The sequence below is a fragment of the Marinobacter sp. C7 genome (genome assembly GCF_022343555.1).
GTDB lineage: Bacteria > Pseudomonadota > Gammaproteobacteria > Pseudomonadales > Oleiphilaceae > Marinobacter.
Genome location: NZ_JAKQZH010000001.1, coordinates 1,974,588 through 1,997,903, shown reverse-complemented (window position 1 = coordinate 1,997,903; position 23,316 = coordinate 1,974,588). Strand labels below are relative to the sequence as shown.

Genomic DNA, 23,316 nt, shown 5'->3' with positions numbered 1-23,316 from the left:
GAGGAATGCCACCGATGTCCCGTTTGCTCATTGTTGTTGACCGCGCAAAAGACTGGGCCCCTTATTATCCCAGTGAAGACGTTCTTACCTTCGACCAATACCTCCAGTATACCTCGCCCTCCAGCGGCCGGGTCAGGGTTATCAACCTGTGCCAGAGCGCGAAATACCTGAGCAAGGGCTATTACTGTTCGCTTCTGGCCGAAGCCCGGGGCCACCACGTGGTGCCCTCGGTAATGACTCTCAACGATCTCAGCCGCAAGGGCCTGTTTTCGCTGGAGCTGGAAGAGCTGGATCCCAGTGTGCTCAGCTGGCTGGATGCGGCCGGTTCCGAAATCGAGCCTGCGAACCAGGAGAAGGACGCAACCCATGAGGTCAGGATCCGCACTTACTTCGGGCAGGCGGAGCACCCGGACCTGAAGCCGGTTGCCCGGGCGCTGTTCGAGAGCTTTCCGTGCCCCATCCTGGAAATCGTCTTCAAGCGCGGCAAGACATGGCAGATTGCCTCAATGCGGCCTGCGGCGCCTGCGGACCTGTCGGATCAGGAACAGGACCTGTTTGCGGCCGCGCTTGACCGCTTCAGCACCATGGTTTGGCGCAAACCCCGGACCCGCCGCCGCTATCGCTTTGATCTGGCCATGTTGGTAAACCCGGACGAAGCGATACCACCGAGCGATGAGGCCGCGCTCAAGCGCTTCGAGAAAGCGGGCCGTAAACTGGGTATCAATGTGGAGCGGATCACCCGCCGGGACTACATGCGGCTGCCGGAATACGATGGCCTGTTCATCCGGGAGACCACCGCGATTGACCATCATACCTATCGGTTTGCCCGTAAAGCGGAAGCCGAGGGAATGGTGGTCATTGATGACCCCGTTTCCATCCTGCGTTGCACCAACAAGGTTTTCCTGGCCGACTTGCTGAGGAACAACAAGGTGCCCACGCCTAAGACCCTGATCCTGTCCCGTGACCAGAAAGACGCTATGGAGCAGGTCGTCGGCACCCTGGGGTTCCCGGTGGTCATCAAGATCCCGGATGGGGCGTTCTCCCGTGGCGTGACCAAGGCCCGGGATGAAGAGGAGCTGCGGGCAGGGCTCAGGGAGCTGTTCCGGCAATCAGCCCTGGTGCTGGCCCAGGAATACCTGTACACAGACTACGACTGGCGGATAGGTGTGTTGGGCGGGCGTGCGATTTATGCCTGCAAGTACATGATGGTCAAGGGCCACTGGCAGATCTACCAGCACGGTGATTCGAAGGTCGAGAGCGGTGACTTTGAAACTCTGCCCACCTATGAGGTGCCCAGAGGAGTAATCCAGGCGGCGTTGAACGCCACGCGGCTGATTGGTGATGGCCTCTACGGGGTGGATATCAAGCAGTCTGGCAACCGGGTGGCGGTCATCGAGGTGAACGACAACCCCAGCGTCGATTCCGGTGTCGAGGACAAGTTCCTGGGTGGCGAGCTTTACACTCTGATCATGCAGGAATTTCTCTCTCGCATGGAGGCCAAGCGCCGGGGTTGAGCCGGCTGGGCGCGGTTACGCCTCGCCCAGCCAGATTCTTACGCTGCCGAACCAGGGAAAATCCCCGAGTGCCTCACGAACCTTGTCATTGGTGATGCCGCCGGATTTGTCCGGGTTGTCGAAGAACAGTTCCAGATGCACCTTGTTCTTCAAATAATGGAGTCGGAGCCGGCTGTTGGCGGGCAACTCGCCAATCCGGTCTTCCAGTGTGTGGCGTATTTCCTGCCTCGAGGGCAGTCGCTCGGATGTGGGGAGCTGCTCTTCGTCGTTTTCCGCGTCAATATGGAAATTGATGTCGCGGATGTTGTCCAGGGCATCCCGCATGCCCGAAACCACCTGCATGCCAATCTGGTGACCCTCGGAGACGCTGATATCCGGTCTTACCACCAGGTGAATGTCCAGCAGGATGTCGTGGCCCATACGGCGGCTTCGCAGCTCATGGACATTGCGCACGCCGTCGGTGTCTCGGGCAATGGCTTTCAGTGTTTCTGTGTCTTCCCTGGAGAGACCGGTATCCACCAGTTCCTTGACGCTGTCCCAGGTGAATTTCCAGCCGATGTGGATGATGATCAGGGCAATGACCACCGCCGCCAGAACGTCGAGCCATTCCCAGCCCATCATGGCGCCAATGGTGGAGAACAGCACCACGACCGAAGAGAACGCATCGGTGCGGCTGTGCCACGCGTTGGCGATGATCAGGTCCGAGCGGATCGCCTTGCCCACGTGGCGGGTGTAGTGATAGATCCACTCCTTGCCAGCAACGGAAAGTGCCGCTGCCACCAGAACCGGCCAGCCCGGCACGTCGCTGATCCCACCCGCAAGGAGCCGAAGCACGTTTTCCCACGCGAGGGCAGCGCCCACGGCAATTAGGATGCTGCCGAGCAGGAGGGTGCCGAAGGTTTCAATTCGCTGGTGGCCATAGGGATGGTTCTCGTCGGGCTCCTGCCGTGAGATACGCATGACCCCGAGTACCACCAGGTCAGAGGCCACGTCCGTAAAGGAATGAATGCCGTCGACAAGCAGGGCCTGTGAGTTGAAAAGTGCACCGCCGATGACTTTTATGAAACCCAGAACCGCATCAAGAATCATTCCGATTATGGTGACCCGCGAGGCTGCCTTCATTTCCCTGTTCAGTGCCTCCTGGGCCGGGGAGGCTGTGGAAACGGTCTCTTGCATTCGGAACAACTCCGGCGGGTGAATCAGTCAGAAAGTATAGCGTTTATATCGTTTTTTGGGGAAACATACCTGACCGCCGCCAACGTGGGATTTATGCACATGGTTGCATTTCAGTGACGGTGTAAAGAATCTCGATCATATGTAGTCATAGATGTCTTGGGATTCATAACTATATGAAAAATATAAGAAAATAAACTGGTTAAAAAATGATCAATCTGTAGACTGGCGCAGTTATCAAGGGGTCTGAAAGTTTGCCCCTCGATTTTCAACAGGGTTATCCACAGATTCCGTGGAAAAGCTCACGAGGTGTTACAAAGACAAGCAGTTAGAGGTGATTCGGCCAGCGGACGGGATGCTGTGGAAAACTTCCGGTATACTCCCGCCCACTGACATTCAGGGAGTTATCTGATGTACGGCGTTATCCGCAACCTGTTATTTCGTTTTCCGCCCGAACAAGCTCACAATATGGCGCTTGGCAGTCTTGATGTCGCCCAGAAACTGGGATTGTTGAGTGCTTTTTCGCCAAAAATAGATGCATTGCCCGTCAATGTTATGGGGTTGGATTTCCCCAATCCGGTGGGGCTGGCGGCGGGCCTCGATAAGAATGCAGACCATCTGGATGCTCTGGGCGCGTTGGGTTTCGGGTTTATCGAGGTTGGTACGGTCACGCCGAGGGCGCAACCGGGCAACCCGAAGCCCCGGATGTTCCGGTTGCCGGAACACCAGGCGATCATTAATCGGATGGGCTTCAACAATGAGGGCCTGGAGCATTTGATTGACCGGGTGGATCACCGGCATTACCGGGGAATCCTCGGAATCAATGTCGGGAAGAACAAGGATACCCCGAACGAGGAGTCCGAGTCCGATTATCGTAAGGGAATTGCGGCGGTATATTCCCGGGCTGATTACATCACGGTGAACGTGTCTTCTCCCAATACCCCGGGGCTCAGGGACCTGCAGTTCGGCGATTCCCTGAAAGGTCTGTTGGAGGCTATCAAGGACGAGCAGCGCCGTTGCGAACAGGAGACCGGAAAATACGTGCCGATTGCGGTAAAGATCGCGCCGGATATGGATGACACCGGTATCCGGTTTGTTGCCGATGCTCTGCTGAACACCGGTCTGGATGGGGTCATTGCCACCAACACCACCATCAGTCGCGATGCGGTGGCTGGCCATCGCCACGCGGAAGAGGCAGGTGGCCTCAGTGGAGCCCCGGTCCGTGAGGCATCTCTGAGGGTTATCCAGGGGCTGTATGCAGAGCTTGGTGACCGGTTACCCATTATCGGCGTGGGCGGCATTACCGATGGCGAGAGTGCCGCAGAGAAGGTCCGGGCTGGCGCAAAACTGGTGCAGGTATACACAGGCTTTATCTACCGGGGTCCGGCATTGATCAAAGAGGCGGTCGAAGCCATTCGGCGGGAAACGTCAGGGGGCTGAAAAGAAATGGGCCCGCTTAGCGGGCCCGTGCGGGGAATAAACCCCGTTGCGCTTCTTCGCATGGTACGGGGCGGGAGGCCCCGTTTGGGTTACTCTGGGTACTGCATCAAATTGTGTAGAAAAAGATCAGATCAAGATTCGGGGTTGCTGGTGAATGTCCGTCACGCTGATGTGACATTGGCAAGCTTGTGGATACCGGAGACGCCGGTCATGCCCTCCCAGTTATCTGTGCGACCTTCGCGCCACCCGTTCAGCCATTCCTGGCGAACTTCCGTTTGTTCAATCGGGCAGCTGTCTTTCGGTTTTCCGGACACTCCGGCTAGATAACCCCTTTTGTATGCACGGGCGTACATGTCTCTTTTCTGTCTTTTCATGCCGTTCCTCACTGATGGATTAACAGAACAAGCGTGTACACTTCTGCAGTGGCCATGGCGATCCGGGTTTCCCTCCGGGACAACCCACTATTGCCAGCTTTGACCAGAGCAGTCAGGATCCTGTTAACGGGGGTTTTTCGGACCCCCGGAACGACGCGTCAGTTACAAGGTAGAACGAACCTTGAGCACGTGTACACTAATTATTTCATCTATGTGACCGTTTTCTTATATTTTTATGAACTAAAAATGGCGTGGTTGATTTGGAATTGCCGCGAAAAACGGAAACTTACCCGGATTGTTTTTTTACCCAGGAGTTCGTCTTGTCTAAATGTGTCTTTTTTGTAACCTGCCCGAAAGGTGTTGAGTACCTGCTGGGGGACGAGCTCCGGACGTTCGGGCTGGACACGGTTCGCAACGCGCCAGCCGGCGTGTGGGTTGAGGGAGAGTTGGAAGCGGGTTATCGGGCCTGCCTCTGGTCGCGCCTGGCCAACCGCGTCATTCTCAATATCGCCGAGGTGGATGCGGGGAACGGGGACGCCATGTACGAGGGCGTGCTCGGTGTCGACTGGGCGCAGCATATTCCGGAGAAGGGCAGCTTTCGGGTGACCTTTCTCGGCCAGAACCAGGCAATCCGCAATACCCAGTTCGGGGCGCAGCGGGTCAAGGATGGCATCGTGGATGCTTTCCGCGCCAAGGGCGCGGCACGGCCGGCGGTGGATGCAAAGAATCCGGACGTGATTGTCTCTGCCCGCCTCAATCGCAACCGGCTTTCGATTGGTGTGGACCTGAGCGGCCATAGTCTGCACATGCGTGGCTACCGTACCGACAAGGGGATTGCGCCCCTGAAGGAGAATCTGGCGGCGGCGCTGTTGATGCGGTCCGGCTGGCCGGAAATTGCCGGAAAGGGCGGTGATTTTGTCGACCCCATGTGTGGCTCCGGCACGCTGCTGATCGAGGCCGCGATGATGGCACTCGACATCGCGCCCGGGCGTCGCCAGGAACGCTTCGGTTTCGAGAAGTGGCCGGGTCACCAGCCCGAAATCTGGCTCGCGCTCCGGCAGGAGGCCGAACGTCGCGCCCATGAGGGCAAGCAGGGCCGGATTCCCCGGTTTGCCGGATTCGATCAGGATTCCCGGGTTATCGCTACAGCCTGGAGGAACATTCAGCGTGCCGGCCTGGAGGGCGTGGTGCACGTGGAAGCCCGGTCTGTGCAGGAGCTCAGTCTGGAGGGGCAGTGGTCGGAACGGGGCCTGGTGCTGACCAATCCTCCTTATGGCGAGCGACTGAGCGAACGTAAGGAACTGGCGGGGCTCTATCAGGCGCTCGGAGAGGCAGTGAAACAGGCCGTACCGGGTTGGCGCCTTGGCGTCTTTACCGGCGCACCGGAATTTGGCAAATCCGTAGGGCTGCGCAGTTTCAAGCAGTACAAGCTTTTTAATGGCAAGCTACCGGCCCAACTGCTGCTGTTCGAGGTGGCCGAGGATAATGCCATGACGCCCCGGGAACCGGACGTGCCCGGGGAAATCCGGCCGCGCATCGCCAATGAAGAACGCGCGGCCATGCTGCGCAACCGCTTGAAAAAGAACCTGAAAACCATCGGTCAGTGGGCCCGGAAGCAGGGTATCGGCTGTTACCGGCTATACGATGCAGACATGCCGGAATATGCCCTGGCCATTGATATCTACGAGGGGCGGGTGCACGTGCAGGAATATGCCGCACCCAAGTCTGTCGACGAGCGTGCGGCCCGGGAGCGTCTGGCCGAAGCCCTGTCGGTGATTCCGGACGTGCTGGGAATTGAGCGCTCAGAACTGGTATGCAAGCAGCGCCAGCGCCAGACCGGCACCCAGCAGTATGAGAAACAGGCGGCCAGTGGCGAGTTCTTTACCGTTCATGAGCACGGCTGTCTGCTGAAGGTGAACCTGAAGGACTATCTCGATACCGGACTGTTCCTGGACCATCGTCCGGTGCGGCACTGGATCCAGCAGAATGCCCGGGGCATGCGCTTCCTGAACCTGTTCTGCTACACCGGCGCAGCTTCGGCGCATGCGGTCGTGGGGGGTGCCAGTCGCTCCCTGAGCCTGGACATGTCCAGAACCTACGTAAACTGGGCCCGGGAAAACCTGGAACTGAACCACGCCAATCCTGAAAAGCACCTGGTGGAGCAGGCAGACTGCCTCGCCTGGCTGGCGGCAAAGCCGACGCCAGATCAGCGTTTCGACCTGATCTTCATGGATCCGCCGACATTTTCCAATTCCGCCCGGATGGCAGGAGTGCTGGATATCCAGCGGGATCACGCGACTCTGGTGCGCCAGGCTATGGCGCGGCTGACGTCTGACGGTTTGCTGATCTTTTCCAATAATTTCCGCCGCTTCCGGCTGGATGAAGGGCTCGAGGAGGAGTTTGCCGTCGAGGAAGTCTCACGCCATACCCTGGACAAGGATTTCCAGCGCAATCCTCGCATTCACCGGTGCTGGCACATCCGTCACAAGATCTGAGGCAGGAGAGGGGTCAGAATTCGTACCTGACGCCTCCGGAGAACTGGAAGCTGTTCACTTCACTGCCGGTGTCCTCGAACAGCTTGCCGCCCTCGAACACCAGGAAGGTGTCTTCGATGACTTCGAAATCGAGGCCGGCCAACCAGCTGGTACTGAAACCGCTGTCCGGGAATTCGTCACCGAAATTCCGATAGAAGACATTACGGTCCGCGTCCCGGTTCGACAGGGTGGCCTCACCGTGGATGTAGGAAAAACCGAACTGGCCGTAGATGTTGGCGTATTCGCCGAGCGGGTAGTGCATCCCGATGTACCAGCTGGCGAAGTAGTCCACCGCCAGGGTGAAGTCGCTGTCCGGGACCTTCGCATCCTTGTAGCCGCCACCGGCGCGCAATTCGGCGTGGAACAGATCGGTGATGTGGCCGCCGACCACCAGGGTAGCGGCGCTGCCCCAGGCGCGCTCTGCGGCGGGCCCGATGGTACGGTGGTTGATGGCCGTCGCCAGCAGGCCGACGTAGTGTTTGTCTGCCCTTGGAGTGGTTTCCTGGGCGTTTGCCTGGGGGCTGAGCAGCAAGGCGCAGAGGCAGAATGGAGCGAGGGGGGATTGAAGGGCAGTACGTACAACCTTTGTCATTGTTATCGGGCGTCCTGACGGGTGAAAGGTTGGCCCGATTCTGCCTTGTGTAACGGTTTGTTACGTCGACCCGTGTCACACTTCCCCTGTCTGGTCTCGGGAGGGCGGGTTTAGACTTGGGGTCTGAAGAAAGCTTTCTTCAGACCCCGGCTGTTGCTCCGGGGTCAGATGAACGCTTTCATCTGACCCCATCTTCATGCCGAGCCTCAGTCGTCCAGGTAACCCTCTTCCCGCGCCAACAGCAGCAATGCATACACGCCATTCTCCGGCAACTGCGGCTCCAGCCCCTCCTCGATCAGCAGCTGATGGCGGCGATCTTCCAGAGTTTCAACGTCCAGCCCGGTGATCAGCTCACTGATCGGCGCGATCTCGAAGGGCGGCTCGTGGCCGACGGCACTGAAGATCAGGTCCACCAGAACTTCGTCCGGATCCAGGCCGTCCACATACACTGTCTGGTCGGGCAGGTCTTCGTGCAGCTCGCGGACCAGCTCGATGAGTGGCACGCCCTGTTCCATCAGGTAGCGGATATCGGTATCACCCGGGTCGCCGTCGTCAGGAAGCCAGCTCTCATCCGGGGCAATGACTACGGTTTTCATCTGCCCGTCAGCGAGGGACCAGGCGATTGCTGTCGGAAACAGGACATCGTCGGTCTGGCAGTATTCGATATCGAGAAATCTGGGTAGAGGCAAGTCAGTCTCCGCTCCGCCGTATGCGTGGATATAAGGAATGTCACTATGGCCTGTAGGAGCTGAAATCGCTTCATGCCATACTGTTGGAACGCAATTATCAGTCAATCAGGGACATCATGGAACACGTTGAATTTAACAAAGATTTGATTGAATTTCTTAACGACTCGCCAACGCCCTGGCACGCGGTTTCAACCATGAAGAGCCGGCTTGATGCCGCCGGGTTCGAACAGCTGGACGAGCGCGAGGACTGGTCCCTCGACCGTAACCGTGGATATTACGTTATCCGCAACGGCTCCTCCATCGTGGCCTTCCGCACCGGCACGAATGATGTCTCCACTGGCGGTATCCGTATGGTCGGGGCTCACACCGACAGCCCTTGCCTGAAGGTCAAACCCAATCCGGAGCTGCGCCGGAAGGGGTATTTCCAGTTGGGCGTCGAGGTCTACGGGGGCGTGTTGCTCAATCCCTGGTTTGATCGGGACCTGTCCCTTGCCGGGCGTGTCACCCTGCTGAACGAAGCCGGCGAAGTTCAGGATGTCCTGGTGGATTTCCGCAAGCCCGTTGCGTTCATTCCGAGCCTGGCAATCCACCTGGACCGGGAAGCCAACAGCAACCGCTCCATCAATGCCCAAACCGACCTTCCGCCCGTGCTCATGCAGGTGCCCGAGGAGGATACCACCAGCTTTGCCGAACTGCTGAGTCAACAGGTAGCGGCAGAGACCGGCATCAAGGCCCGCAAGGTTCTGGGTTACGAGCTGAGTTTTTACGACGCCCAGCGCGCGGAATTTGTGGGGCTGCGCAATGAGTTCATTGCTTCTGCCCGCATGGACAATCTGCTGAGCTGCTATATCGGCCTGCAATCCCTGATTCATGCCACCGGCGACGAGGCAGCCCTGCTGGTCTGCAATGATCATGAGGAAGTGGGCAGCATGTCCGCCGAAGGGGCGCAGGGGCCTTTCCTGACGGCAGTCCTGGACCGCTGGTGCGGCGACGGGAAGGCCAGGGCGATTGCTCATTCCATGATGATATCCGCCGACAACGCCCACGGTGTTCATCCCAACTTCCTCGACAAACACGACGAGAATCACGGCCCGCTCCTGAACCAGGGGCCGGTGATCAAGGTGAATCACAACCAGCGTTACGCGACCAACAGTCGATCCGCAGCATTGTATCGGCATATCAGCGATGAGCTCGGATTGCCGCACCAGACGTTCGTGGTCCGCAGCGACATGGGCTGTGGCAGCACCATCGGGCCATTGACCGCAGGAAACCTGGGGGTGACCACCCTGGACATCGGTGTGCCCCAGTTCGGCATGCATTCGATCCGTGAGCTGATCGGGGCTGAAGATGGCTTTACGCTGTTCCGCGTACTGGCGGAGTTCATGCAGAGGGAAAAAGTGTTCTAGGATAGAAATGAAAAGGCCGCTGATCGGAAATCAGCGGCCTTTCGGAATAAGTGGCTCCCCGAGCTGGGCTCGAACCAGCGACAAACGGATTAACAGTCCGTTGCTCTACCAACTGAGCTATCGGGGAACAATGTCGAAGTGGCGCGCATATTAAGCGCTTTGGTTTGTGGCGTCAACCCCCTGAATTGAAAGGTTAAAAATTGTACGGAAGCAAGACGTTACGGTACCGGCCGCCGGTATGGCTGCGAAATGGCCACGTGCAATCGGTTTGGCCAACCCTGTTCCGGTCGGTGCCGATGCAGGAGCCGAGTCGGGAGGTTCTGCCCACCCTGGATGAGGATGAACTGCAGCTGGACTGGTACCGGCAGGGCAGCGATCGCCTGGCCATTATCTCCCACGGCCTCGAAGGACACAGTCGACGTCCTTATGTGCTCGGTCTGGCCAGGGCATTGCTGGCGGAGGGCTGGGACGTGCTGGCCTGGAACTACCGTTCGTGCGGCGGGGTGATGAATCTCCAGCCCCGGTTTTATCACAGCGGCGCCACGGAGGACCTGACCCATGTGGTCAATCATGTGCTCGCCGGCGATTACAAATCCCTGTTCCTGTCAGGGTTCAGCATGGGGGGCAACCTGACGCTGCTTTACCTGGGGCAGCAGGGCGAGAGGGTGGACAGCCGCATTTGTGGTGCCGTGACCTATTCTGTGCCATGCGATCTCGCCGGCAGTGCCGAGGTGCTTGCGCTTCCGAGTCGACGGATCTATATGCAGAGGTTTTTGAAAGACCTGCACGTGAAAATGCAGGAAAAGTCGAGAAGATTCCCGGATCTTATTGATACTAAAGGCTTTGAGTTGATCCGGAATTTCCGGGAATTCGATGACCGCTACACGGCACCGCTACACGGGTTCCGGGACGCTGAGGATTACTGGGCCCAGTGCTCAGCCTTGTCGCGTCTGCGCGACATCCGGGTTCCGGCGCTGATGATCAATGCCTCCGACGACCCGTTCCTGTCTGCCAGGTGTTTTCCGGAGTCGCGGAAGCTTCTGGGTTCCCATGTGCGTCTGGAATCACCCCGATGGGGCGGCCATGTCGGTTTTGTCGAGCATGCCCGTGACGGTTTCTACTGGTCCGAACGCCGGGCGCTGGGCTTCCTCAGTCATCTGTCCTGAGCCGCAGGCCCCCGTCATGAACCGTTAGAGGCTGTACGCTCTTCTTGCAGCATTGGCTCGAGTATTGGCCAGACTTTGTCCAGAAGCTTCGGTTGCGCCTGTTCCGTGGGATGAATGCCGTCCGCCTGCATCATGTTGTCGTGGTTATAGATTCCGTCCAGAAAGAAAGGAACCAGTTCGGTGTTGTAGCGGTCTGAAAGAGTCGGATACAGCTCTGCAAACATCCGGGTGTACCGGGGGCCATAGTTTGGCGGCATCTGCATACCCACGAGCAGGGCCTGCGCCCCGGAGTTCTGGGTCGCTTCGATCATGGTCGCCAGATTGGACTCGATTACGTTTGGCGGGAAGCCGCGAAGCCCGTCATTGCCGCCGAGTTCGATGATAACGACGTCAGGGCCGTGCTTCTCAATCAGTTCGGGCAGCCGCCGGGCGCCTCCGTCCGCGGTTTCGCCACTGATGCTGGCATTGATGACCTCCCAATGGCTCAGGCCGTTGCGCTCCAGGCGTTGGCGCAGCAGTTGCACCCAACCGGCTTCCGAACGCACGCCGTAAGCGGCACTGAGGCTGTCCCCCATGATCAGGATGGTATTCTGGCTGGCCAGTGTCGGAGCTGCCAGGGTAGTGAACAGCACCAGAAGGATTGATCTGGCGTGCAGCAATAGCGTATCCATAGAAAATTCGATTACCTTGATTAAACGTATTAAACCATTGAGCCGGGAGCACCCGTGAATCAGATGACCAACCCGACGGCCGAAAACCAGCCACCGATGTTACGAGCGCAGGATCTGACCCATCGGGTCCGCCTGGAAACCGATACGTTGACGATCTTGCAAGGGGTCAACCTGGAAATCAATCGTGGAGAATCAGTAGCGATCGTTGGCCGGTCCGGTTCCGGTAAGACCACCCTGCTGGGTTTGCTTGCCGGGCTGGACACCCCGACGGAGGGGTCGGTGGAACTTGATGGAGCAACCATCAGCCAACTCGGCGAGGACGAACGTGCCAGGCTCCGGGCCAGCCGAGTTGGCTTTGTGTTCCAGTCATTCCAGCTACTGCCCGCACTGACGGCCCTCGAGAATGTCATGTTGCCGCTGGAGCTGGCCGGGTTTGAAGAGCCCGAGAAGCGTGCCCGGGAATTGCTGGAGCGGGTTGGTCTCGGCGAACGTCTGACCCACACGCCGCGTCAACTGTCGGGTGGAGAGCAGCAACGGGTGGCGATTGCCCGCGCTTTTGCGTCCGACCCCGTGGTGCTGTTTGCGGACGAACCCACCGGCAACCTTGATAACCGAACCGGCCAGGCGGTCTCGGATCTGTTGATGGCCCTGAACCGGGAGCAGGGTACCACCCTGGTGATGGTGACACACGACGAGCATCTGGCAGCCCGGTGCTCGCGGCAGTTCCATATTGAAGCGGGACAACTGACCGAGCCCGAAGCGCTCGGGGAGCCGGTGTCCTGATGGCCGCTGAACAGAAACTCATGTCCGTTCGGCGCGACTGGCGGGAACGGGATGTACGGGTAGTACTGGCGGCCCTGGTGATTGCCGTAGCCACCGTGGCCACGATTGCCCTGTTTGCCAGCCAGTTGCAGCGAACCCTGGTTACCTCCGCCAGCTCCTTCCTTGCGGCAGACCGGCAACTGGAAGCCGAAAACGGCCGGCCGATCCCGGATACGTGGTTGCAGGAGGCGGATGCCCGAAACCTTGAAACGGGGCAGATGGTGGAGTTTTCCACCATGGTGTTCGGGGGCGGCGGTTTTCAGCTGGTTTCGGTGAAAGCGGTCAGCAACGAATACCCGCTCCGGGGCGAGATAGAAGTCCAATCCGGACCGGACAGTCCCCGGGAACTGGTCCAGACGGGGCCAAAGCCCGGCGAAGTCTGGATCAATCCGCGACTGTTGCGATTACTGGAGCTTGAGATCGGCGATGCGCTGGAGGTGGGTAACCGTGAGCTGACTGTGTCCGGCCTGTTGATCCGGGAGCCGGACGGAGGTTTCCGGCTGTCAGCCCTTGCGCCGCGGGTGATGATGCATCAGAGCGATGTTGAATCCACCGGCGTGATACAGGAGGGCAGTCGGGTCGAGTACGTGTACCTGTTTGCCGGCGAGGAATCGTCACTGGAAAGTTACTATCAGTGGTTACAGCCCCGCCTGGAGCCCAGTCATGAATGGGAAGGTGTGCGTGACGGCGAAACCTTCTCCCGATCCCTGGAGCGGGCCGAACGTTTCCTCCTGCTGGGTGGCAGCCTGGCCGTGTTGCTCGCAGCCGTGGCGGTGGCCGTTGCCAGCAGGCAATATGCCTTGTCCCAGCGGGACACGGTGGCGCTGTTGAAAACGCTGGGTCTCAACGGCGCCGGCATCGGTCGTCTCTACCTGAGACGTCTGGTTCTTTGGGGAATCACCGGCATGGTGGGCGGCCTGCTGGTAGCTATCCCGCTATTCTGGTTACTGGCCTCCATGCTCAGCGATGTGCTGGAACGCCCGGTGGATATCCATCTGGACCCGGCGGCGCTCATGCCCGCGCTGCTGACTGCCCTGGTTTCGCTGTTTGCGTTTGCCTATCCACCCATTCGGCGCCTTCGCAATGTACCGGCCATGCGGGTCCTGCGCAGCCAGCCCGGTGAGAGCGGCCGGGAAGCATGGCCGGACATGCTGGTGGCCATCGTTGCCATCTTCGGCCTGGTCTGGCTCTATGCCGGCGAGCTGGCCCTGGTGTTATCGCTGCTCGGAGGCCTGGCGTTGTTGCTCGCTTCGCTCGCGCTGCTCGGCTGGGGCCTGGTAACGGCCCTGCGTCGCATCCGTGGTGGAGGTAATGCCTGGCGACTGGCGTTGGTTGGGCTCTATCGGCACCGCAACGCGAGTCTGTCCCAGATCGCCGTATTCGCGATGACCCTGATGCTGGCGGCCACACTGGTGCTGGTGCGGACCTCGCTGTTGAACGACTGGCAGGCTCAACTACCGGAAGATGCGCCGAACCATTTTCTGATCAATATCGCACCGGACACCGTCGATGAGGTGGCCGGGTTCTGGGAGCAGCAGGGGCAGCCGTTGGAAGAGCTGTATCCCATGGTCCGGGGCCGGCTCACCGAGCTGAACGGGGAGCCGGTCAAGGAAGCAGTGAGCAAGGACGAGCGGATCGGCGCGCTGAACCGGGAGCTCAACCTCACCTGGATGGCATCACTACCAGAGGACAACGAGATAATCGACGGTCAGTGGTTCGCCGATAGTGTACAGACCGGTGTGTCGGTTGAAGCGGAACTGGCCGAGCGACTCGGCCTGAAGCTGGGCGACCGGCTGACCTTTACCATTGGGTCGGAAAAGATCACTGAGCCGGTCACCAGTATTCGTACTGTCCAATGGGACAGCATGAAGCCGAACTTCTACATGGCCTTCCCGCCGGGAGGGGCCCTCGAGGGGTTGCCGGCGACCTGGATCACGAGCTTCTATCTGCCACCGCAGAAGAAGACAGCACTGAATGCGTTCTCACGCCAGTTTCCGACTGTGTCCGTGCTGGAGATCGACCATATTATCGGTCGGATACAGGAAATCGTACAGCAGGTGACGCGGGCCATCGAGGCCATCCTGGCCCTGATTCTGGCGGCGGCGCTGGTCGTGATGGCCGCTGTGGTCAGCGCCACCCTGCGGGATCGTCAGCGTGAGGGGGCATTGCTACGGACGCTGGGTGGCCGTCAGACCCTGCTGGTGCGCAGCACCATGCTGGAGTTTGCGGTTTTAGGGGGCTTTGCCGGCTTTCTGGGGGTGGTTGCCGCTGAGGCTGCCGTTTACGCCCTGCAGTTCCGGATGTTCGAGGGGAGCTTCAGCTGGCACTGGCAGGTGATTGTTCCGATTCCCGTGATCAGTGCCATCGTGCTCTCCCTGTTCGGGCGTTGGCAGCTGCGTCCGGTGCTCAGTGTTTCGCCGATGTTGCTGCTGCGCAGGCTGGAGTGAAGACAGTCAGCGGTAGTTCGCGAGAATGGCATCCAGCTCGCCGTTCTCGCGAATTCTGCTCAGCTCTCGATTGAAGTCACCGACAAAATCCTCCCAGCCGCTGGGCAACATGATCCGGAGCCCGACGTTACTGATGTTCTGTTCAGATGAGCGAAATTGATCCTGAAGGCCCTCGTTCCTCAGTAGCCAATTGCCCACCAGTCGGTCGGCGACGGCGGCATCAAAGCGCTTTCCATGAAGCACATACATGAACATGTCCAGATCTCTGGCCACATCGAAACGGCTAATAGTACCGGCTTCGAAGTGCGGCTCCAGCGCTGGGTAGTTGTAACCCAGGTGGGTGACGACGGTTCGTGAGAACAGATCTTGCGGGGTTCGATAAGTCAGCTCGGAATCCTTCGGGATAAAGATTACTTCCTCGACTGCCACCACAGGCTCGGTGAACAGAAACTTTTCCGGCTCATCAGTCCACTCCCTGGCACGGGGAGTGGCATCGAGATAACCTTCAAGCAGCATTTCATCTACCCGTTTACGAGGAATCTTCTCGGCGACCAGATCGTAGCCGAGACGCTTGGTAATCAGGGCCATGACATCCCATATGATGCCCGATTGTTTCCGGTTCTCGACGATCAGGTAGGGGGGGTAGCCGTTCGGCGAAACGTTAAAACGCAACGTCCGGTTCTCGGGAGCCGCGCTGGACACCGCGGGCAGGAGTACAGCCACTGATAGCAGCAAAAAGGCGGTCAGAACGGGGAGGGAGGGCATTCGCTGTTTCATTTTTGGACTCTGATGGCGTCATGAACGTTAATCAGGGTAATCCGGCTACCTCCCTGCCAGCCTGCCGTGCAATTGTTACTGCATTGCCGGCGGATTTCAATTATTCTGATTCTTTCTTTTGCCGTGAATCAAACGGGCCCGCAGGCCCGTTGATCATGGTATTCAAGCCCAGGCCCGGCGCAATACGGCTCGCGCATCCTCCAGGGTGACTTCCTTCGGGTTGAACATGATCGAACCATCATCCAGAGCCATCTCGGCAATGTGATCCAGCTGGTTTTCAAGCACCTTGCCGGTCTCCTTCAGGGTACGGGGCAACTGGCAGCGCTTGTAGAGCTGATCCCGCAGCTTACGGATGGCGGAAATCGTGGCTTCGGCCCGACGGGAGGCCGGTGTCGCCGAGTAGACTTCCGGCCCCTCAAGATATAACAGCAGCTCACCGAGCGGCTCACGGATCGATTCCAGATTGTACTCCAGCACGTAAGGCAGATACAGGCTCATGCAAAGGCCATGAGGCAGGTGGCAGATCGCGCCTGTGGCATGCCCGAGCGAATGGACCAGGCCAACCATGGAGTTGGAGAAGGCAATGCCGGCCATGGTGGAGGCCTGAGCCAGCTCGAGTCGCCCCTCGGTATCCTTCGGGTTGTCCATGACGTTCAGCAGCGACTGACTGATCTTTTTGATGGCGGCCGTGGCGTAGGCATCGCTCAGTGGATTCTTCGCCATGCAGGTGAACGCCTCGGTAGCGTGGGTCATCGCGTCCATGGCGGTTGCTGCTGTGATGTGAGGCGGCAATGTCAGGGTCATCCGCGGGTCGATGATGGCGGCATTGGGCAGCAGGAACGACGAGGTGAAAGGGAGTTTCACGCCCTTTTTTTCGTCGGTGATGACGGCCACGGCCGTAACCTCGGAGCCGGTGCCAGCGGTGGTCGGTACCACAAAGAACGGCTTGAGGGGGTGCTTCAGGATACCCGCCCCGCTGTACCTCGCGATATCATCGCCTCCTTCAGACACCAGGATGTTCACCGCCTTGCCGGTATCGATGGCCGATCCGCCGCCCACCGCAATGATGGCATCGCATTTCTCCTGCCGGTAGATCCCGGCGATATCCCGGACGACCGACGTGGATGAGTCGGGGGGCACGTCATCGTAGATGCTGACGATCTCCAGACCACTTTCTTCGCACGCGGCAATTACCGGATCAAGCAGGCCTGCGGCGCGGACGCCCTTGTCGGTGACGATCATGGGCCGTTTTGCTGCCAGGCCGGTCAGTTCATAGGGAATGTGCTCAAGGGCAGCCTTGCCGGCAATGACTTTGACCGGGCAGAAGAACTCGTAATATTTATGGCTCATTTAGGGTCTCGCTGTCTCGACAAAATTGGTGGCAACCTTCAGGTAAATCCTGGCGGCACTGATCAGCTTTTCCGGTAGATGCAGGCTGGCGGGATATTCCTTCACTGCGCGCTCGGCAATGAGTTTCGGCAGGATGAAGGTTTCGAGCCGGTTCAGTACCCGGGTCATGCGTACTGCGTAGCTCACGTCGCCGTCCACCAGCATGCGGTCATTGGCAAACGCTTCCGATGTCTTTTCCTGGAAGGACAGTACCAGGAAGGCATGGGCGATGTGCTTGAACTGGATGGACAGGTCCACCGGACGGGGAGCGGAGTCCCCGTGGTAGTGGAAATAGCCGTCTCCGATGTGCTCCACGATCAGGCGCGGGCCCTCGGGCATGACCATCATTTCGAACAGGAGTCCCTGTGGAAGTGCGCGGGCCTCGTTCTGCACGGTCTCGTCCACTTCACTGACCGCCTGCAAGGCGCGCCCCATGACCTGGAACATAATGTCCACGTAGAGGCGCCGGGCCTGGAACACCATCGGCTGGATACGTTTGAGCAACATGGCCGTCGTCCATTGTTAGTTGTCGGTAACAGTGATTTTTAGAGTTAATGCTCTAAAAGTCAATGCAGGCAGTGACGAAGATTGTGCGTCGCTGGGGTCATCGGGCGATGGCACAAAAAAAGCCGGGCCGCTTGCGCAGTCCCGGCTTTTCGATCCCGGCTCTTTACTGAGTGAGTGCGGCCAGTTTTCTCTGGGCCTCCTGACCCACATCACCGCCGGCCTTGGCGGCCTGGCTGTAATAGGCGACGGCTTCGTCACGGCGGTTCTGCTTGACGGCGACATCCCCCATGCGGAGGTAGCCGATGGATGTGGGCACCACGTCATTGGCTTTGGTCAGACGGGTCCTTGCTTTGTCGACCTTGTTCAGGGCCAGAGCGTTCAGGCCACTGCGAAGCTGGTACTCGAACATTTCCGGGTACAGCGAGACGGCCTTGTCAAAGTCTGCTTCTGCCTGCTCCAGTTTCTTTTGCTGCTGGTAGATTCGGCCCCTGAGGGAATAGAACATGGCTTCCCGTGGCAGGATGCGGATGGCCTCGTTGACCTTGGCAAGTGCGGCGTCATAATCCTTTTCCCTGGCCAGCTCCAGGGCCTTGTCGTGGGCGTCATAGGCCGGTTGCAGCTCTCTGAGTGTTGCCAGCTTGCGCTGGTAGACATCGGCGCCACGATAACCGCCGGCCCCAATCTTGTTGACGAGTTCTCGGTTCTCCGCCACGCGTTTGGCAGAAGGCGGGTGAGTGGCGAATAGTCCCTGGACGAACCCTTGGTTCCGGCCTTCACTCATTTCCAGGAAAAGCTCCTGCAATTCCACCGCAGCCTGGGGATCGTAGCCAGCCTCCTTCATATAGTTTATGCCGTAATGGTCCGACTCCAGCTCATCTCCCTGGCTGTACTGGGCAAGCGCAAGCTGCGCGCCGAGCGCCGCCCCGCCCATGATCAGCCCGGCCCACTCGTTGTCGGAGACTGCAAAACCCAGTCCGGCAACGCCCAGACTGATCAACTGGGCCTGCTGCATTCGCTGCACGCTGTGGCGGGCTGCCGCGTGAACGATTTCGTGGCCAAGAACCGAAGCCAGCTGGGCTTCGTCATCCAGTTTGGTGAGCAGTCCGCGATTGATGGCAATCTTGCCGCCGGGCAGGGCCCAGGCGTTGGGGGCGCTGCTGTTCAATACCACGAATTCGTAGGGCAGGTCGGGGCGATCACTTACCCGCGCCAGTTTCTGGCCCACCTCACGCACATAGAGGTTCAGCTCGGGATCGACATAGAATCGACCTCCCTGGGTTTGTTGGGTCGGGATGTACTGCTCCGCCCCGATGGCCAACTCCTGGCTCTCGGGAATCAAGGAAAGCTGTTTCTCGCCGGTAACGGGATTGACGGCGCAGCCCGTGACAAATGCTAGGGCAAGAAACAAGAGCCCGAATCTGGATCTGGAAAGATGCACGGTTACCTCCTGTACCTGGGTGCCTGGATTAGATTGGCTTTCTACATGATTGCACGGTTGGCCAGACCTGAACATGCCCGATTTCTGGAGGGCTGGCGTGTCTTGGCGTATTATAGATGGGTGATTCCTTTCCCGGTTTTTTAATTCCTGACTAAGGCCTTTCATGAGTAATTTGCTCGAGCTTGCCTCGCTGCTCTGGTTCTTCATTTGCTGGGTTGGTTACACCCAGTATTCAAAGCGGAGGGCGACAGACAGACCTTGCCTGTCGAACACGCTGGATCTGTACCGGGAAGACTGGATGCGGGTGATGCTGCGCCGTGGCAATCGCATGTCCGACACCTCGGTGGTTGGTAATCTGGAGCGCAACGGTGCTTTTTTTGCCTCCAGCTGCCTGCTGATCCTGGCCGGTATCATCACGGCCCTGGGCTACACCAGCGAGGCCATGGAGGTCTTTGCTGCCATGCCCTTCAGCGCGGTGCCGACCCGGGAGGTATGGGAATTGCGGTTGGTCGTACTGCTGGTGGTGTTTGTATACGCGTTCTTCAAGTTCACCTGGTCCATGCGGATGTACAACTTCGTCGCGGTGATGGTGGGCAGTGCACCCCTGGCCGAAGATACCAAAACCAGCCCGGCGGCCCGGGAAGCCTTTGCCCGCAGTGCCGGTAATATCTGTAACATGGCCGGGGATGCCTTCAACCTGGGGCTGAGGTCCTTCTACTACGCGATGGCAGTGGTTGCCTGGTTCTTCCACCCCATCGCATTCATCGCGGCCTCTACCGTTGTGGTCATTGTTCTCTACCGCCGGGAATTCTGCTCCGATGCGCTGGAGGCGCTGCGCTCCGGCAAAGTGTTTGAGGAAACGGCAGCGGCGAAAGCCGAGCAAAAGACCAAAACCAACTGATCAACAGGATTCTCCTGCATGGATAATCAAACCCGAATAGACCGGGTTACCCGGTTTATCGAAACCCTGAACCAGGCCCGCGAGCTGGGCCTGTCGGTTACCGATGCCGGTGACGGCACGCTCACCCTGTGCCTGCCATACAGCGACCGGATTATCGGCAATCCGGATACCGGTGTGATTCATGGTGGCGCGATAACCACTTTGATGGACACCACGTCCGGCTGCGTTATCCTCTGTGCTCTCGACGACTTCGAACTGTGCCCGACCCTCGACCTGCGGGTGGACTACATGCGCCCGGCCCATCCCCACAAACCGGTATACGCCCGCGCAGAAACCTACCGTATGACCAAAAACATCATTTTTACCCGTTGCGAGGCTTACCAGGATGGCGGCGAGACCATCGCCAATTGTGTGGCCACGTTCATGCGGATAGGAAAAGAGGCCAGTCCCAAGCACTACCGGGACCTGATCGCGGGAGGTAGCCAATGACTGATCCGGAAATTCTCCGTTACACCCAGGAATCCGGGGATTTCTCCCGAATGCTGGAGAGTATTCCCTATGCGACCTGGATTGGGCTGCAGTGCGAGCAATTCGGGGACGACCTCATCTTTCGTCTGCCGAAAAAAGAGAGCAATCTGGGCAATCCGATCCTGCCGGCCATCCATGGCGGCGTGATTGGTGGTTTCATGGAGATGTCAGCGAACATCTATCTGATCATGTCCCGGGAGTCCCTCAGTATGCCCCGCATTGTGGATTTTTCCCTGGACTACCTGCGTGCCGGCCTGAACCGCGAGACCTACGCGGAATGTCGGCTGACCCGCCAGGGAAATCGGGTAGCCAACGTAATGGTCACCGCCTGGCAGAAATCCCGTTCACAGCCCATTGCCACCGCCCGGGCGCATTTCCTCCTCGAAGACTGATCCCTCCCGAGCAATCCGGGGCTTGAAATGCCCCGGTGTGTCCCCATTTTTCCCTCACAGATTAATTCCGTGCATGAAGCAAGTGCGGATGCGTTGCCGAAACACGCTGTGAATACGTCCCTGTACGCTCGGCTCCGCCATCCATGGCTCCGCACGGTTTCGGCAACGCATCCGCACTCGCTTCCCAGAACTGTGAGTTACCTAAGGCAGGAGATAAGAACGCCATGACGGTTGAGACGCAAAAAGAGACTTTGGGTTTTCAGACGGAAGTTAAGCAACTGCTTAACCTGATGATCCACTCCCTGTATTCGAACAAAGAGATCTTCCTTCGTGAGCTGATTTCCAACGCCTCGGATGCCGAGGACAAGCTGCGCTTCGCGGCTCTGAAGGACGACAAGCTCTACGAGGGCGATTCCGAACTGAAAATTCGCCTGGACTATGACAAGGACGCCGGCACCGTGACCCTTACCGATAACGGTATCGGGATGACCCGCGACGACGTGATCTCCAACCTGGGTACCATCGCCAAATCCGGTACCGCCGAGTTCCTGAAGCAGCTGTCCGGTGACGAGAAGAAGGACAGCAAGCTGATCGGCCAGTTCGGTGTTGGATTCTATTCCGCGTTCATCGTGGCCGACAAGGTGGATGTGTTCACCCGCCGTGCCGGCGCGCCGGTAGAAGAGGGCGTGCACTGGGAGTCCAAAGGTGACGGCGAGTTCTCCATCGAGCAGGTGAACCGCGAGCAGCGCGGTACCGAAATCGTTCTGCACCTGAAGTCCGACGCAAAGGAATTTGCTGACGGCTGGAAACTGCGTAGCCTGGTGAAGAAGTACTCCGACCACATCTCCTTCCCGGTGGTGATGAAGGCCGAGTCCGAGGAAGAGGACAAGAAGGGCGAGGACGAAACCGTCAACGACGCTACCGCCCTGTGGACCCTGCCGCGTACCGAGATCAAGGACGAGGAGTACAAGGAGTTCTACAAGCACATCGCCCACGACTTCGAGGATCCGCTGACCTGGTCCCACAACAAGGTTGAGGGCAAACTGGATTACACCAGCCTGCTGTATATCCCGAAGCGTGCGCCGTTTGACCTGTACAACCGGGAAGCGCCGCGTGGCCTGAAACTGTATGTCCAGCGTGTTTTCATCATGGACGACGCCGAGCAGTTCCTGCCGTTGTATCTGCGCTTCACCAAGGGTGTGATCGATTCCAATGATCTGTCCCTGAACGTGTCCCGGGAGATCCTTCAGAACGACAGCACTGTCGATAGCATCCGTACTGCGATGACCAAGCGGGTGCTGGACATGCTGTCCAAGCTGGCGAAGAAGCAGCCGGAGGATTACCAGGCGTTCTGGAACGAGTTCGGCACCGTACTGAAAGAAGGCCCGGCGGAGGACTTCAGCAACCGCGAGAAGATCGCCGGCTTGCTGCGCTTTGCCACCACCCACACTGGCGAAGCTGCGCAGAACGTCTCCCTCGATGAGTACATCGAGCGGATGAAGGATGGCCAGAAGAAGATCTTCTACATCACCGGGGACAACTTCGCTGCGGCCAAGAGCAGCCCGCACCTGGAAGTGTTCCGGAAGAAGGGCATCGAGGTGCTGATCCTGTCTGACCGCATCGACGAGTGGATGATGGGGTACCTCAGCGAGTACGACGGCAAGCAGTTCCAGGATGTGGCCCGCGGTGACCTGGACCTGGGCGAAGTCGAAACCGAAGAGGACAAGAAGCACAAGGAAGAGGCCGCCGAAGAGCACAAGGAACTGGTGGAACGTATCAAGAAGGCGTTGGACGACCGGGTTCAGGAAGTGCGGGTAACCAACCGCCTGACCGACTCCCCCGCATGCCTCGTGGTTGGCGAGTTCGATATGGGTGCCCAGATGAAGAAGATCATGGAAGCCGCCGGCCAGAAAGTGCCGGAGAGCAAGCCGATCTTCGAGATCAACGTTGATCACCCGCTGGTTCAGCGTCTCGAGACCGAAAAGGGCGAGGAGCGCTTCAGCGAACTCTCGGCCGTGCTGTTCGACCAGGCCACCCTGGCCAGCGGCGAGCAGCTGAGAGATCCGGGCGCGTATGTGAGCCGCCTGAACCGGCTGTTGCTGGAGTTGGCTAACTGAGGCGAAGGGCCTTGAACCCGGGGTCAGAAGAACGAGTTCTTCAGACCCCGACCAGTGCCGACATCGGGGTCAGATGAAAGCCTTCATCTGACCCCTTTTTCGTTCTGTCCAGCCTTGATCCAAGCCCGGGGCAGCTAACCCCGGGGTCAGAAGAACGCTTTCTTCTGACCCCACCTTCAACCACAACCCAGGCTCAGCTTGACCCCATCTTTCCCGCCAATAAACAAAAACTCTCAAAGTTAAATTTTTTATTAATTATCCCTTATCCAGCTCCCGCGCTAAGGTGAAATTGTTCTCGTTAACGCAGGAGTCACCCATGACAGCCCTGAAAAAATCCCTTTCGGCAGCATGGTTTGGTGCGCTCACGATACTGGCGGATTACTACGGGAACTACGCCATCGCTCACTAGGGCGACAGGAGTTGGGCGCTCAGGAAATGC

General features: G+C 58.7%; 20 protein-coding genes and 1 tRNA gene. 11 read left to right on the top strand and 10 right to left on the bottom strand.

Annotated elements, in window-relative coordinates; translation table 11 throughout:
- Positions 1-14: 14 nt before the first annotated feature.
- The gene (locus tag MD273_RS09205) at positions 15-1,514 is read left to right on the top strand and encodes a RimK family ATP-grasp domain-containing protein (protein WP_239037438.1); all 1,500 of its coding nucleotides are present in this window, start codon (positions 15-17) and stop codon (positions 1,512-1,514) included.
- A gap of 15 nt (positions 1,515-1,529) precedes the next feature.
- On the opposite strand, the gene MD273_RS09200 is transcribed toward MD273_RS09205, so the two are convergent.
- Complete coding sequence (locus MD273_RS09200; protein WP_239037437.1) at positions 1,530-2,690, bottom strand: cation diffusion facilitator family transporter; 1,161 nt, start codon at positions 2,688-2,690, stop codon at positions 1,530-1,532.
- Positions 2,691-3,098: 408 nt separating this feature from the next.
- Here MD273_RS09200 and MD273_RS09195 point away from each other — a divergent pair, with 408 nt between their 5' ends.
- Positions 3,099-4,127 (top strand): quinone-dependent dihydroorotate dehydrogenase, encoded by a 1,029-nt coding sequence (locus MD273_RS09195; protein WP_239037436.1) that lies wholly within the window; start codon positions 3,099-3,101, stop codon positions 4,125-4,127.
- 161 nt (positions 4,128-4,288) lie between these two features.
- On the opposite strand, the gene rmf is transcribed toward MD273_RS09195, so the two are convergent.
- Positions 4,289-4,501, bottom strand: a complete 213-nt coding sequence (rmf, locus tag MD273_RS09190; RefSeq protein WP_239037435.1) for a ribosome modulation factor — start codon at positions 4,499-4,501, stop codon at positions 4,289-4,291.
- Between the two features lie 320 nt (positions 4,502-4,821).
- On the opposite strand from rmf, the gene rlmKL reads away from it, so the two are divergent.
- Positions 4,822-6,996: a bifunctional 23S rRNA (guanine(2069)-N(7))-methyltransferase RlmK/23S rRNA (guanine(2445)-N(2))-methyltransferase RlmL gene (gene rlmKL / locus MD273_RS09185; RefSeq protein ID WP_239037434.1), complete on the top strand. Its 2,175-nt coding sequence runs from the start codon at positions 4,822-4,824 to the stop codon at positions 6,994-6,996.
- A gap of 13 nt (positions 6,997-7,009) precedes the next feature.
- On the opposite strand, the gene MD273_RS09180 is transcribed toward rlmKL, so the two are convergent.
- Both MD273_RS09180 and MD273_RS09175 read right to left on the bottom strand, forming a co-directional pair.
- Complete coding sequence (locus tag MD273_RS09180; protein ID WP_239037433.1) at positions 7,010-7,627, bottom strand: outer membrane beta-barrel protein; 618 nt, start codon at positions 7,625-7,627, stop codon at positions 7,010-7,012.
- 206 nt (positions 7,628-7,833) lie between these two features.
- Complete coding sequence (locus MD273_RS09175; protein WP_239037432.1) at positions 7,834-8,316, bottom strand: hypothetical protein; 483 nt, start codon at positions 8,314-8,316, stop codon at positions 7,834-7,836.
- Positions 8,317-8,432: 116 nt separating this feature from the next.
- Here MD273_RS09175 and MD273_RS09170 point away from each other — a divergent pair, with 116 nt between their 5' ends.
- Positions 8,433-9,722, top strand: a complete 1,290-nt coding sequence (locus MD273_RS09170; RefSeq protein ID WP_239037431.1) for a M18 family aminopeptidase — start codon at positions 8,433-8,435, stop codon at positions 9,720-9,722.
- Between the two features lie 51 nt (positions 9,723-9,773).
- Here the strand turns inward: MD273_RS09170 and MD273_RS09165 are convergent.
- A tRNA-Asn gene (locus MD273_RS09165) sits at positions 9,774-9,849 on the bottom strand.
- A 169-nt stretch (positions 9,850-10,018) separates the two neighbouring features.
- Between MD273_RS09165 and MD273_RS09160 the strand changes: the two genes are divergently transcribed.
- On the top strand, positions 10,019-10,888 hold the full coding sequence (locus tag MD273_RS09160; protein WP_239037430.1) for a YheT family hydrolase: 870 nt from the start codon (positions 10,019-10,021) through the stop codon (positions 10,886-10,888).
- A 14-nt stretch (positions 10,889-10,902) separates the two neighbouring features.
- Here MD273_RS09160 and MD273_RS09155 read toward each other — a convergent pair whose 3' ends face one another.
- Positions 10,903-11,559 carry an arylesterase gene (locus tag MD273_RS09155; protein ID WP_239037429.1) on the bottom strand — a complete coding sequence of 219 codons (657 nt, stop codon included), beginning with the start codon at positions 11,557-11,559 and terminating at the stop codon, positions 10,903-10,905.
- A gap of 63 nt (positions 11,560-11,622) precedes the next feature.
- Between MD273_RS09155 and MD273_RS09150 the strand changes: the two genes are divergently transcribed.
- Complete coding sequence (locus MD273_RS09150) at positions 11,623-12,342, top strand: ABC transporter ATP-binding protein (protein ID WP_239037636.1); 720 nt, start codon at positions 11,623-11,625, stop codon at positions 12,340-12,342.
- Complete coding sequence (locus MD273_RS09145) at positions 12,342-14,828, top strand: ABC transporter permease (RefSeq protein ID WP_239037428.1); 2,487 nt, start codon at positions 12,342-12,344, stop codon at positions 14,826-14,828. The genes MD273_RS09150 and MD273_RS09145 overlap by 1 nt, the downstream gene beginning before the upstream one ends.
- Before the next feature lie 6 nt (positions 14,829-14,834).
- Here MD273_RS09145 and MD273_RS09140 read toward each other — a convergent pair whose 3' ends face one another.
- The 4 genes from MD273_RS09140 to MD273_RS09125 form a co-directional block, all read right to left on the bottom strand.
- Entirely contained in the window at positions 14,835-15,593 is a 759-nt protein-coding gene (locus MD273_RS09140) for a substrate-binding periplasmic protein (RefSeq protein WP_239037427.1), read from the bottom strand.
- A gap of 174 nt (positions 15,594-15,767) precedes the next feature.
- Entirely contained in the window at positions 15,768-16,955 is a 1,188-nt protein-coding gene (locus MD273_RS09135) for an iron-containing alcohol dehydrogenase (RefSeq protein WP_239037426.1), read from the bottom strand.
- A complete protein-coding gene (locus MD273_RS09130; RefSeq protein WP_239037425.1) occupies positions 16,956-17,501 on the bottom strand; it encodes a hypothetical protein in 546 nt (181 codons plus the stop codon).
- Between the two features lie 163 nt (positions 17,502-17,664).
- Positions 17,665-18,939, bottom strand: a complete 1,275-nt coding sequence (locus MD273_RS09125; protein ID WP_239037424.1) for a M48 family metalloprotease — start codon at positions 18,937-18,939, stop codon at positions 17,665-17,667.
- A gap of 163 nt (positions 18,940-19,102) precedes the next feature.
- Here MD273_RS09125 and MD273_RS09120 point away from each other — a divergent pair, with 163 nt between their 5' ends.
- The 4 genes from MD273_RS09120 to htpG all read left to right on the top strand — a co-directional run bounded on the left by MD273_RS09120 (position 19,103) and on the right by htpG (position 22,877).
- Complete coding sequence (locus MD273_RS09120; RefSeq protein WP_239037423.1) at positions 19,103-19,840, top strand: DUF599 domain-containing protein; 738 nt, start codon at positions 19,103-19,105, stop codon at positions 19,838-19,840.
- An 18-nt stretch (positions 19,841-19,858) separates the two neighbouring features.
- Positions 19,859-20,329, top strand: a complete 471-nt coding sequence (locus MD273_RS09115) for a PaaI family thioesterase (RefSeq protein ID WP_239037422.1) — start codon at positions 19,859-19,861, stop codon at positions 20,327-20,329.
- Complete coding sequence (locus MD273_RS09110; protein ID WP_239037421.1) at positions 20,326-20,760, top strand: PaaI family thioesterase; 435 nt, start codon at positions 20,326-20,328, stop codon at positions 20,758-20,760. The genes MD273_RS09115 and MD273_RS09110 overlap by 4 nt, the downstream gene beginning before the upstream one ends.
- A 224-nt stretch (positions 20,761-20,984) precedes the next feature.
- The gene (gene htpG, locus MD273_RS09105) at positions 20,985-22,877 is read left to right on the top strand and encodes a molecular chaperone HtpG (protein WP_239037420.1); all 1,893 of its coding nucleotides are present in this window, start codon (positions 20,985-20,987) and stop codon (positions 22,875-22,877) included.
- The last annotated feature ends 439 nt before the right edge of the window (positions 22,878-23,316 follow it).